Annotated in this window: 12 protein-coding genes and 1 pseudogene; 9 read left to right on the top strand and 4 right to left on the bottom strand. The window is 44.4% G+C overall.

Annotated elements, in window-relative coordinates:
* Nucleotides 1-126: 126 nt before the first annotated feature.
* Nucleotides 127-462 (bottom strand): annotated as a pseudogene (locus tag L1D37_RS07075) (DUF1254 domain-containing protein); the annotation flags it as partial.
* Between the two features lie 128 nt (nucleotides 463-590).
* Here L1D37_RS07075 and L1D37_RS07080 point away from each other — a divergent pair.
* Entirely contained in the window at nucleotides 591-1,508 is a 918-nt protein-coding gene (locus L1D37_RS07080) for a LysR family transcriptional regulator (protein ID WP_239847369.1), read from the top strand.
* 38 nt (nucleotides 1,509-1,546) lie between these two features.
* Here the strand turns inward: L1D37_RS07080 and L1D37_RS07085 are convergent, their stop codons facing one another.
* Entirely contained in the window at nucleotides 1,547-2,473 is a 927-nt protein-coding gene (locus L1D37_RS07085; RefSeq protein ID WP_239847370.1) for a LysR family transcriptional regulator, read from the bottom strand.
* 129 nt (nucleotides 2,474-2,602) lie between these two features.
* Here L1D37_RS07085 and L1D37_RS07090 point away from each other — a divergent pair, with 129 nt between their 5' ends.
* Nucleotides 2,603-3,391 carry a hypothetical protein gene (locus L1D37_RS07090; RefSeq protein WP_239847371.1) on the top strand — a complete coding sequence of 263 codons (789 nt, stop codon included), beginning with the start codon at nucleotides 2,603-2,605 and terminating at the stop codon, nucleotides 3,389-3,391.
* A gap of 97 nt (nucleotides 3,392-3,488) precedes the next feature.
* Nucleotides 3,489-5,000 (top strand): DUF1214 domain-containing protein, encoded by a 1,512-nt coding sequence (locus tag L1D37_RS07095; protein ID WP_239847372.1) that lies wholly within the window; start codon nucleotides 3,489-3,491, stop codon nucleotides 4,998-5,000.
* Nucleotides 5,001-5,140: 140 nt separating this feature from the next.
* On the opposite strand, the gene L1D37_RS07100 is transcribed toward L1D37_RS07095, so the two are convergent.
* Both L1D37_RS07100 and kduD read right to left on the bottom strand, forming a co-directional pair.
* Nucleotides 5,141-5,779, bottom strand: a complete 639-nt coding sequence (locus L1D37_RS07100; protein WP_239847373.1) for an RpiB/LacA/LacB family sugar-phosphate isomerase — start codon at nucleotides 5,777-5,779, stop codon at nucleotides 5,141-5,143.
* A 53-nt stretch (nucleotides 5,780-5,832) separates the two neighbouring features.
* Nucleotides 5,833-6,594, bottom strand: coding sequence for a 2-dehydro-3-deoxy-D-gluconate 5-dehydrogenase KduD (gene kduD / locus L1D37_RS07105; RefSeq protein WP_239847374.1), 762 nt, complete (start codon nucleotides 6,592-6,594; stop codon nucleotides 5,833-5,835).
* A 318-nt stretch (nucleotides 6,595-6,912) separates the two neighbouring features.
* Between kduD and L1D37_RS07110 the strand changes: the two genes are divergently transcribed.
* The 6 genes from L1D37_RS07110 (at nucleotide 6,913) to L1D37_RS07135 (ending at nucleotide 12,418) form a co-directional block, all read left to right on the top strand.
* Nucleotides 6,913-8,244: an MFS transporter gene (locus L1D37_RS07110; RefSeq protein WP_239847375.1), complete on the top strand. Its 1,332-nt coding sequence runs from the start codon at nucleotides 6,913-6,915 to the stop codon at nucleotides 8,242-8,244.
* A 143-nt stretch (nucleotides 8,245-8,387) separates the two neighbouring features.
* Complete coding sequence (locus tag L1D37_RS07115) at nucleotides 8,388-9,269, top strand: DMT family transporter (RefSeq protein WP_239847376.1); 882 nt, start codon at nucleotides 8,388-8,390, stop codon at nucleotides 9,267-9,269.
* 197 nt (nucleotides 9,270-9,466) lie between these two features.
* Nucleotides 9,467-9,706 carry a hypothetical protein gene (locus L1D37_RS07120; protein ID WP_239847377.1) on the top strand — a complete coding sequence of 80 codons (240 nt, stop codon included), beginning with the start codon at nucleotides 9,467-9,469 and terminating at the stop codon, nucleotides 9,704-9,706.
* 225 nt (nucleotides 9,707-9,931) lie between these two features.
* Complete coding sequence (locus L1D37_RS07125) at nucleotides 9,932-10,831, top strand: LysR family transcriptional regulator (RefSeq protein ID WP_239847378.1); 900 nt, start codon at nucleotides 9,932-9,934, stop codon at nucleotides 10,829-10,831.
* 160 nt (nucleotides 10,832-10,991) lie between these two features.
* Complete coding sequence (locus L1D37_RS07130) at nucleotides 10,992-11,300, top strand: DUF3302 domain-containing protein (RefSeq protein ID WP_239847379.1); 309 nt, start codon at nucleotides 10,992-10,994, stop codon at nucleotides 11,298-11,300.
* The gene (locus L1D37_RS07135; protein ID WP_239847380.1) at nucleotides 11,300-12,418 is read left to right on the top strand and encodes an HlyD family secretion protein; all 1,119 of its coding nucleotides are present in this window, start codon (nucleotides 11,300-11,302) and stop codon (nucleotides 12,416-12,418) included. Before L1D37_RS07130 ends, L1D37_RS07135 begins: the two co-directional genes overlap by 1 nt.
* The last annotated feature ends 3 nt before the right edge of the window (nucleotides 12,419-12,421 follow it).

The following is a 12,421-nucleotide window of genomic DNA, read 5'->3' on the forward strand; positions in this document are numbered from 1 at the left end:
GATTGATTCAGCGATACGTGTTCTTGCTAGTACATGAACATGAGTACCCATCGTTAGATCATCGGCAGTCAGATTGAGCGTTTCACCACGGCGAACTACTTTATGAACAAGGTGGTTTTCGTCCATGATATGAATAATTTGGAAGTAGTCATTGTCCTCGTCCGGCACATGGAATGTTGCACCTTCAGATACATCCACAACCATGGTTGAGTAAACGACATCGCGATTAGAGCGAATCACCGTTTGTGCGTCTTTAGATACTGGGTCTGCGTGCAGCCAATGGTTAACACCGACTTTGTTTTGCAAGCCAAGGAAGTTCCAGTCAGACTCCGCTTCAGGGTAGTTGTCCCAATTAACACCACCGATAGCCGCGTGGTCATAAACCGCTGAGCTGTTATTGTCTGCAGCCGTTGCGCCGAATGCGGTTAACGCCAAGAACGTCACTAACGTTGTTTTCTTCATAATGGTTTCTCATGTTTGTTTCGATGAGCTCAGTATGTAGATGCTGCGTGATATACTCCAATTGATTATATGAAATCAAGATATACAATATAGGTATATCTAAACCATTTCGATGATGGAGTCCCGCGATGATGAGTAACCGGTTTAAACAACTAGACCTCAATTTACTTAAAGTATTGAAGGTGTTGATTGAGGTGAAAAATACTCGCAAGGCTTCAGAACTGCTGTTTACCAGCCAACCCTCAATCAGTCGATCACTACAAAAACTTCGTGATTACTTTGACGATGAGTTGTTCATACGATCTCAACATGGCCTAGAACCGACAACCAAGTTGCTTGAAATTAAGCAGACTTTGTTACCCGTGTTATCGCAGTTGGAACAGGTGCTTGAACCAGAATCTGAATTTGACGTTGCTCAGTTTGATGGCACAGTGAACATCGCGATTAACGGATTTATTGCCAACAGCATCTCAGCAAAGCTGACTCAGATATTGTTAGCACAGGCACCACAGGTAAAAGTGAATATTGTAGATTGGGGAAGCCATACGTTGGATTTACTCACCTCAGGCGAGGTTGATTTAGGGGTCAATTATTACCCACTAGAACTGTCTAAACAGGTTTACCAAAAACGTGTCGCAAGTGATGATTTTGTATTGGTATGCCGCACAGGCCACCCACTCGCCAACACATTATTGAAAAGTGACCAGCAAGAACCTTTGCAATTAGCGAGCTTGGTCGTCAGTGATTGGAACGACAATATTGCCTTAGCACCGAACGTGTTAGCCGATGTCGGCATCAAGACTGAGGTCAAAATACGTTCGACGTACTTACACAGTTTATTGTCTATAGTGAAGCAGAGCGACGTGTTATTCCCATGCTCAAAACTACTGGCCAATTCGCTTTCAAATGAATTTTCCTTTGTGCAGTTTCCTCATATGCCCAACATGCCAAATGGCGATATTGGCATGACTATCGGGCGTAAACATCGCAATCAACCGAAAATGCGCTGGTTGGAATCGTGTATTGAAGAGGTATTCAGAGGTTAGTTACTGCAGCTCTGAAAGTAGAAAAACAAAGCTAGCTCTTACTGGTGATTAGCCTCAGCCATCGCCGTTTCAATCAAATCCAACAGCCATTTGTATTTGGCTGAGTGCTGATTTTTCTTATGAAGATAAGCGAACACCTCCATCTCCTCGGTTCCCTCTTCCAGTCCTTCAATCACGATTGAGCGTAATACACCTTTGTGTTGCTCAATCACTGGAGGCATGCAAGGAGCGATAATATTGGAATGCTTGATCGTTTCAATTAACCCGACAATAGAAGTCGTTCTCAGTGCCATGTTAATTGTCTTACCTTGACTTAATACTTCCTCCTCCAACCGTGAATGCTTGTTTTGGTCGAAATAAGCAAGGTCAACGTGAGCAAATGGAAACGACAACAAGTCATCAATCGTCGCGATGGATGCCTTGAAAGGATGATCTTCTCTTACTGCCAATACAAACTTTAAGTTCACGAGAGGTACAGCAATGATCTCAGCAGGTAAATTCTGAGCTTCGAAATGAATGACAAAATCAATCTCGTCACTCTTAAGCCTTTCTAAAGAGTTTTGGGAACTCGTATGGCTGATCAATCTTGAAAGTGGACTTTCTACTGATAGCTGATGAAACAGAGCGGGAGTCAACCAAGGTAGAACATGAGGGTTCGCCTCAATCTTAAAATCTTCACTGAGGTCCGCGGGATTAAATTGTTTTCCTTCTTCTATCGCCGTAACCAATCCGTCCAATAGAGGGAAAACGCGTTGATAAAGGTCGTCCGAATAAGGCGTTGGTAAAAACTGCTGATGAGACAGCACAAACAATTCTTCACCTAAGGATTCCTTAAGCTTCTTGATGCTCTGGCTAACCGCTGGTGTCGAGACAAACAACTTCTCAGCCGCTTTTCTCAAGCTCTTCTCCTGATACACCACCACAAACACTTTCAATAAGTTCAGATCAACATTGTTCAGTTTCATGAGACACCATAAAGCATTGCTTAACGAATGGTTAAGTTTATATGAATTAACTTAACAAAGTCCACTTTGTATAGTTATCCCACCTTCACAAAGTACACGGATGTAGTGAGATAACTCTATGAGGCAGCTATGTTATTACAACGTTCGATCCTTTCTCTAACCCCTCTTTTGTTAGCTAGCGGTGCTATCGCTGAAGAAACAGAAGTTCAAGATATGTCAGACCCATTAGCGGTCTACACACAAGCAGGCTTCGGCTACACCGACAAGGGCTTAAACCTAAAAGTTGGACAAACCTACGACACTGGCAGTGATACCACCATGGGCATGAATGTGTTCGAAATCAAAGGTATCGCTGGTGAGGCTATTGGTTGGAATGGTCGAGGTGCAGACGACAGTATTGATTCCTTCCGCTTTAGAAACTTCGGTGTAGACCTAACTAATGGCCGAGGTTCGCAAGTTGATATGTCTTGGGATTTCGATAACAACCAAGGCAGCGCGTCTTACAGCTTTATTCAAGCTTTACCGCAAATGGGCATGTTTAACTTCTACCCGCTCGCTGGTGTCGGTATCGCTGCAGGTGAAGAGCTAGTTGAAGGCACTGGAGGCGATCTCGATGCCGATCAACTTCGCGACCGCTACAACATGCACGGTACTTTCTACGTCGCAGGTATGTACGCCAAGATGCAACTGACTGACAAGATTTGGCTGAACTATAACCCAATGTATTTAGGCACAATGTCGGGGTCTTCAACGTTCAAAGATTTTGGCTTTGAGGGCAGTGACTCAGTACTCGCACATGAATTTGCAGCGAGCTATCAGATCACTCCAAGAGCCAACGTTCGTTATTTCGCAAATTGGACTGAAAACACCAGTATCGAAGACGGTGATCACCGCATCGAGTTTAACTATCAGTTTTAACTGAGCATTTCTAACGAACGGTTTCAATTTCTAAGAACAGTTTCAAATTAAAAACCAAGTTTCGAATAAAAAAGTTTCGAATTTTTGAGGACACAACATGAACATTTTATCTAAAGCGATAGCCGGTACTTTCACCTGCCCACTGCGATCGACAGCGATGCTCGTTTCTGTAACAGCTTTGTTTTCAGCAACAGCTATTGCTGGAAACGATAACCCAACAGAAACCCTTCAAACACGTGCGGGAGACTTCACCTTCGAAACCGACTTTCTTCATGGTATTCCAACACAAGAAAGTTCAGCGAAGCTATTTGAACTGATGGACTATCAACGTGCTTCACAAGCTTACATTTGGTCGGTGCCTTTGGTTTCAAACTACGCATGGAAACAAGCTTATGCCGACATGGGTGCAGAGGACGGTCAAATTACTTATGTTGAGTCCCATGAATCTAAGCTAGGAGGTTTAACTTACAACACCTCTACGCCTTACGCGATTACTTGGTTTAACGTAGAAAAAGAGCCCGTTGTTATAGAGATTCCCACAGATGAACTGCGCGGTGCAGTGCACACCATGTGGCAAATCGGTATTTCTCAGATGACAGAGCCGGGCGTCTACGTGGTAAAAGCCAAAGGAGCAGAAACACCGAGTAACCTGCCAAAAGGCGCTAAAGTTTTTGAGTCTGATACCAACTATGTTTTCTTCGGCGTTCGTTTAATGGCAGATTCAGACAAACAACGTATGAAAGACTTAGATGCTCTCAAAATTACAGACCTCAACGGTAAGCCACTGAGTGATAACGGCGTAAACTTCCCTGAGCGTGGTGAAGATGCCAAACACCCAAGAGGCATGGCATTTTGGAATACGTTGAATGAAGCCATTCAAGCTGAACCAGTAGAAGAGCGTGATCGCATGATGCACGACATGTTACGCCCACTGGGTATTGAGAAAGACAAAGCATTTGCCCCATCGGCTCAACAGCGTGAGATTTTAGAGCAAGCTGTCGTGATGGGAGAAGCAATGGTTAAGAACATCGACTTCAACAAAACAGAACGCTTGCCACACGCGGCTTACGGTAAAGAAGGCAACTTTTGGGAAGTCGCAACGGCTTCCACACCGAACCAAGACCGTTACTACGGTATGGATCTCGATGGTCGCGCAGCATGGTTCTATGAAGCTGTGACTAATGACGTTGCAATGCACGGTTTTGAGAATGGCGGTTGGGGTCAGATCTATCTAGACAACTACCGTGATGACAGCGGTAAAGGGCTTAATGGCAGCAACCACTACACTCTGACTCTGGATGGTGATGTAAACTTCGCCGATTTGTTCTGGACAATCACTGTTTATAACGTTGAGAACCGCGCCATCATCGACAACGACATTGAGCGTGCCGATGTAGGTTCAAACATCGAAGGTACGGTCAAAGACGCACAAGGCAATTACACCTTCCACTTCTCGCCAACTAAGCCAGCAGGCGTGAATGAAGCTAACTGGGTGCAAACACGAGAAGACGAAAACTGGTTTGTTTACTTCCGTGCATACTCACCAAGTAAAGCGTTTGTCGCGCAGCAGCCAGAGACCCTGTTGCCTAACTTTAAGCGTGTGAACTGATCATCTAAAGCTCATCATATATGACCTGTTCACGCCAAAAATAACAATCAGGTTCAAAGAGCAAAACAAAAGAGGAGCCTCAGGGCTCCTCTTTTCTATCTTCTATCTTCATCTAGCAGCTATATAAACTCTTGATAAACTTAATCTAAAAGTGAACGAACATAGTCTGCAATGTCTGGATTTTGGCAATGATCAAAGAAGCATTGTTGGAAACGCTCACTGCCAACCGCTGTTTTCACCAGATCTTGGTCGATTGCTCTTAGCGAATCAATAAAGTTGTCTTTTACCACCGCCGCTTTCACTTCATTTAAAATGGCTGCATTACGCTGTTGTGGTTCTGCGCGCTCCAGTGGGTAACCTTGGCCACGTTCACCTTTGAAAGCTTTTTCGAATATATAACGGATATTCAGCTCACCAGCCCAGCCAAAGCCTTTAGCAAAAGCAAGAGCGATAGCATTGCCGTTGTTGATTTGATTAAACAAGAACGCATCTGATGGCTCTAGGCAGTAACCACAAACCACCCCCGGATGCAGGTTCAATGACATCAAAGCCCCTTGCCCTGTACCGCAACCAGTCACAACAAAGTCCACAGCCTTTGAGTTGATCAGAATGCTCGCCATGATACCGAGGTGGATATACGTTAAGTGGTGATCGTTCTCGTCTGTCATGCCTAAATTGAAAACATCGTGACCAATGCCACCTGCCACTGACTCTAGCTCAGCTGCAACCATGGCATTTTTACCTGCCTGACTGTTTTCCATCATTAAAGCGATTTTCATTTATCTTCTCCTGCAAGATTGCTGCAAACTCAAAATTTAGAATAAAAAACCAATTAGCGTGCTAACCAACCACCGTCAACAGCGATGGTGTAGCCGTTAATGTAGTCCGATGCTGATGATGCTAAGAACACACAAGGACCTGCGATGTCTTGCGGTTTGCCCCAACGTTCAGCCGGAATGCGCTCAAGGATCGCTTGATTGCGCACAGCATCTTCACGCAGAGCTTGAGTATTGTTCGTTTCCATATAACCGGGTGCTATCGCATTCACATTGATATTGTCTCGCGCCCATTCGTTCGCCATCGCACGTGTCACTCCCATCACAGCACTTTTTGAAGCCGTATAAGAAGGAACTCGAATGCCACCTTGGAATGAAAGCATCGATGCAATGTTAATGATCTTTCCGCCAGTGCCTTGAGCCTTAAACTGCTTTGCAACCGCCTGAGACATAAAGAATACAGTCTTGGTGTTCACATTCATTACGTCATCCCAATCTTGCTCTGAGAACTCAATAGCATCTTGGCGACGAATAATTCCGGCATTGTTCACGAGGATGTCGACTTGACCAAACTCAGCCAAAGTGCGCTCTATAACCCCGGGAATGCACGCTTGATCGAGAAGGTCAGCACGAACGTTTAGGAACGTATGGCCTGCTGAATTCATTTTCTCAATAGTCTCTTCAGGCTCTGTACGGTTAACACCGACAACTTTACAACCTGCTTCTGCTAGGCCTAACGCAATACCTTGCCCAAGCCCTGTATTACAGCCCGTCACTATCGCTACTTTCCCTTCCAGACTGAATGACTCTAAGATCATGCTCGCTTCCTCAATTACATTGGATTCATTGCGTATCGTTATTATCAATAATTAAATCATACAATAAGATGTAAATGCGAGAGCGACATTGTGGAAGTTCGATCTTGAACCAAAACCCGTCTTACAAGTTGAAACGATCACAACAAAATGAATAGATGGGGTAATGATTTAAAGAGGAGTAAATCTGTAACCGACGAGGAATAGAGAGCCCGAAGATTCTCTAAATCAGATAATTGGGGATTATGGCAACAATCCCATGATTTATAAGGTAAAAAGGTTTATACATAATAATGTGTTATTTAAAGTACTAAAATTATCATGACGCTCAAAGAAATCCTGAAAATTCCCAATGTCCGCTACTTCTTGATGTTCAGAAGCAGCTACTTTGCGCGTTTTTATTACCCTATTTTCACCCTACTCTATTTAGATTACGGCTTAACCCTTTCTCAGTTTGCCATGCTCAACGTAGTTTGGGCGGCGACCATCGTGCTTGCAGAAGTACCTTCAGGGGCGTTCGCCGATACCTTAGGCCGTAAAAAGCTTGTGGTGCTGTCTTCGATTGTCATGTTCATTGAGATCGCTATGATCGCGCTCGTGCCAACCGGAGACGCTAACTTGGTGTTCATGGTCTTCTTGGTCAACCGGATACTCAGCGGGCTAGCGATGGCATTAGCAAGCGGTGCTGATGAGGCACTGGCTTACGACACCTTAAAAGAGCAAGGCAATGAAGAGTTGTGGCCGCGAGTGTTACAAATCCAGCTTCGTATTGCATCTAGTGTTGGTATCTTTGTCACCTTGATCGGTGCTGCGATGTACGACGTAAATTTCATGGCGAACATCTTTAATGCTCTTGGACTAGCCGAGCCAGAAAGCACCAAAGACCTGATGCGTATTCCTGTATTCGCCACGCTATTGGTCGCGTTGCTCGCGATTTATGCCGCAGTAAACATGCGTGAAGAAAAGAAAGTGATACCAAGCGATCAGAGCAAATTAGCAACGACTGTCGCCAGCCTCAAGTTAACGGCTGATACCGGTAAGTGGGTACTTGCTACGCCTTACGTGCTGTTCATCCTGTTCTATTACAGCCTGTTCGAACACACTTCACGCATGTTCTTAACCATGAACAGCCAATACTATCTCGCGATTGATATTCCTATTATCTATTTTGGTTTTATTGGCGCGGGAATCAGTCTGCTAAAAATCATTTTAGCGGGGCAAAGCCGCAGGTTAGCAGAAAGTATCGAGCCAAAAACCTTTATTATTGTCATGGGCTTAGCAAGTATCGCGACCTATTATTGGATCAGTTTAGGGTGGTCAATTTATGGAGTGATTCCAGCTCTGGTACTTATCTTTATCATCATGACGATGAACATTTTCATCAGTTATCACCTGAACAAAAAGACCGAGTCACACAACCGAGCCACAGTTCTTAGTTTCAAAGGTTTGATGTTTAACCTCGGATACGGGTTGATCGGTATTTTGTATGCTTACTACTACAAATTGGTCTCTAATAATTACACCGAGCAAGAAATAGAACAGAACCTTGCTTTCCTAGCATCGTTGTCTTCGTTCTGCTATTACTTCGCCTTGTTGTTCGTTTTGATCAGCGCGCTGTTCTATTTCAAAAACAAGAAACAGCCGATCTTCTGAAGAAAGCGTCGAACTGTTGAAGAGATCTTTACTGCCGAGTAGAGAATAAAGGTGAACCTGTGGCTATAAACAGCTCATGACGGTTCTTATCATGTGATTTTTTGTTAGTATCATCATCAAATTACATTACTCATGGAAGCGTCATGTCTTTTAGTTGGATCGCCTTTACCCTGCTTGCTGCCTTCAGCCAATCTTGGCGCAATGCCTTTCAAAGCAAGCTAGCCGGCACAATGAGTGTGGCTGGCGTGACACTGGCTCGTTTTATTTGGGCAGGGCCAATTGCGCTTCTCTACCTCTATGCTTTATATCAATGGCAGCCAGTCTCAGCGCCTAATTTTTCTGGTGAGTTTGTTTTCTATATAGTTGCTGCGGCAATTATGCAGATCCTTGCGACCGGCTTAATGGTGATGCTGTTTAAGCTAGAAAACTATGCGATTGGTGCTGGGCTTGCCAAGTGTGAGGCTCCAGTTTCAGCCGTACTTTCGGTACTCTTCTTTGGTACGGCATTAACCTTAACAGGCTGGATAGGCGTGTTAATTGGTACCTTAGGTGTATTGATCATGAGTAGCGCTTCCGGCTGGCGAAGCCTCTCTCCTAAAGTCTTTTGCTTGGGTATGGCATGTAGCACCGCCTTTGCCTTGACCTCGCTTTGGGTACGTGAAGCGAGCCTAAGTATTGGACTCCCTTTCCCTCATAGCGCTGCTTGGGTGCTGTTTCTGGTGATTACCCTTCAGACATTCATCATCTGTACTTACCTCTTCTTCAAAGAACGCGACACATTACGCCAGATATTCAAGAAGTCGAGACTGGTTGTGATGACAAGCCTAGCCAGTGTGATTGGCTCTCTTGGTTGGTTTAGCGCGATGTCACTTCAAGCCGTGCCATATGTGAAAACACTGGGACAAATTGAAGTGGTCTTTATGGTGCTGATTTCTTACTTCTGGTTGGGTCAGAGCATCGCTCGCAAAGACATTCTTGCGCTGATTTTGCTTTCTATCGCCGCAGTATTGGTGATGTGGCAGTAGTTTGACCAACACTACCGAGGTGAGTCCTGGCAAACAAACGTAAGCGAACCGCCCTTTTATCCATACTCATGATAAATATATCACGCCATCATATAAGTTTTATGATAGCGTAAAATGATAAGAACCACCTTCACATAATTTTTATAGTGCCCGTATCAGCTATTTGTAATTGCCTTTACTCAATAGGATACAGCCAAATGAAAACACTCACTCAAATCGCACTAGCAACAATCGTATTTACAACCTCACTAATGGCATTCGCTGAACCGACGACCACCAACGAAGTCCCATCAGAAGCGCAGACTATAACGGTAAAACATGAAGCAATGACAGTGACGCTAACAGATAAACATTTTGTGCCTGCAGATGAAACTGAATCCGCCGAGGCTCAGAAGCTAACGCAAAATACCGACTCAAAGCCACAACCAACAATATAGTGTGAGCACCAGTAAAGACTTGTCACGGATTTACTCATCATCGAGAACGTTCACATCGACTTAGGTGTGGACGACATCGTTGAGAACGCAACAACAATCAAGCAGTTCAGCGCTACAGTTAATTTATTGTCAGGAAATCGATAAGCATAGCTCTGAAGGCTAGAATTAAGCCAAGATTCAACCATAATCTAATTATTGTTAACGTTAGCTTAAATGGTTTATGTCATGGATCTTAATCTTCTCAAAACTCTCGATGCGGTAATGAAGGCACGAAGTGTTAACGTTGCGGCGGAAGCATTGGGCATTTCAGCTCCGGCAGTAAGCCAATCCCTTAATCGATTGAGGGAGCAATATAACGACCCTTTATTCATACGAGAAGGACGCGGTATTGCGCCAACAAACTTTGCCATAGAGTTACACGCGGAAGTACAAGAGCCTTTGAATTTACTCTTAAATGGGTCTAAGTCTCGCCAACATTTTGATGCCCAGAATAGTCGCCGCACCTTTCGAATATCCAGCCATAAAGACATCGACATATTAGTCGTTCCCACATTGACCAAGTATCGAAACGAACATGCTCCTAATACCAATATCGAAGCTGACATTGAGCACCTTGATGAGCAATCTCGACAAGCCGATTTAAGACAACGCAAAGTCGATGTGATCTTGTCTACCGTTCCCCTAGAAGAGCACGGTTATGACAACATGAAGTTGTTTGAACAGCGCCTTGTCGTGGTACTCAATGCAAGCCATCCTCGCATCCAAGGCAGCATAACAATGGAACAGTTTTTTGCCGAAGAACACATCATTTGGCAAACACAAAGAATGAATGACTACACACTCAACTCGGTCAGTAATGTTCCACTGCCCGTGCGCAAAGTCGCTTACACAACAAGTTCCGCGCTCACTGGGTTGGTATTAGCCAGCCAAACTGATTGGCTATGTGTCACCGCGAGTTCCATTGCAGACAAAGTGTCTAAAAGCGATAAATATCAGATCATCGAGTTACCCTTCTCGACTGAGCCCGTTCCCATCTATATGACTTGGCATCATTCTCAACGCAACGACAACGGTCATAAATGGTTTCGCGATGCTCTGATTACGTCGACTCAATCTATCAACTAAACAATACCCTCCCCTTCAATTAAGCCAAAGCGCGCTTTCGATTAAGTAATACTTAAATGTCATTTAACCTTTACCCTATCGATTGGGTAAGGGTTCGCTTTTATGCTTTCTGATACTGCTGAAATTAATGGTCGATTTCATCCGTAATGGAGAGAGCCTTATGAACCTTACTTTAGATTACTTATCTTTGGGTATTCTGATCCTCGTACTACTGATCCTAGTGTACGGCCTGATTGTGATTCACGATATTCCTTATGAGATTGCTGTAAAACGCAATCACCCTCATCAAGATGCCATCCACGTAGCCGGTTGGATCAGCCTATTTTTCTTACACGTAATGTGGCCACTGCTTTGGGTTTGGGCCATGTTGAGTGAGCCTTTGAGAACGACGAATGCAGAACAATCAAAGCTCGATGAGCTAGAACAACGTATCAATGCGCTGCAAGCAAAAAGTGAGGAGGAACAGTAATGGAAACCTTGATAATCCTAAGCTATATCGCATTGTGTGTGATTGTATTTCGTGTCTTAAAGCTGCCTAAAAACAAATGGACAATTACAACCGCAACGGTCATTGGTGCCTTCTTAGTCGGTTGGATCTTCTTATACATGGCGATGTACCAGCCAGTAGCAAGAGTGGCCGGTGTGTATAGTGTGACTACCCCAATCACCTCAGAAGTTTCAGGCGAAGTCACCGACGTTTTTGTAAAAGGCAATGTTGCTTTGAAAAAAGGCGATCCTCTGTACCAAATTGACCCGACTCCATTTCAAGCAACAGTAGGCAGATCCAAAGCAGAAGTCACCGCAGCAAATGCCGCCATTGATGAACTGCTTCTGTCTAAACAAGACATCCGCGAATCCATCAACAAAACGCAGGCTCAACTTGTCTTTAACGAAAAGGAATTAAGCCGTTTTAATGAGTTGGCAAAAAGCGATTTTGCTTCTCAAACAAAAGTAGACAAATGTACTGATTCGATTGCAGAGCTCAAAGCCGTTCAAGCACAAAATCACATTCAATTAGACGTAGCTGACTCAAAGATTGCACAACAATTGGCCGCAAAAAAGGTTCACCTAGCCGAACTCGATAAAGCTCAGTTCGACCTCAATAAAACGTTGGTTGTCGCACCGACAGATGGCTATGTCACGCAGGTAGCACTACGCCCAGGCATGAAAAGTCGTGTCGTCCCTTTTCAAGGAAACCTAACGTTTGTGCATGACGAATCTAAAACCATTGTCGCGGCATTCAAACAAAACCCAGCGCGTTATATCAAACCCGGCTACGAAGCAGAAGTGACTTTCAAAACCATTCCCGGCCATGCTTACCGAGCAAAAGTCGTCGATGTAATGGACATATTTAAACAAGGTGCCGTCACGCCATCGGGCAATCTGAATGACCCAATTCAGAGAGTCGGTGGCCGCGTGTTAGTGAAAGTCGAACTTGTTCAACCGGAGTTATTGGATGGTCAGCCTATCCCTGCGGGCACAGACGCGCATGTCGCTGTGTATTCACCGAAATGGGAAATGTTCTCTATCGTACGTAAAGTAATTCTACGCATGCAAAGTTGGCAAAACTGGGTTTTTGAAGGGTAGAAA

It is taken from the genome of Vibrio sp. Isolate33 (assembly GCF_022397895.1).
Classification (GTDB): Bacteria; Pseudomonadota; Gammaproteobacteria; order Enterobacterales; family Vibrionaceae; genus Vibrio; species Vibrio pomeroyi.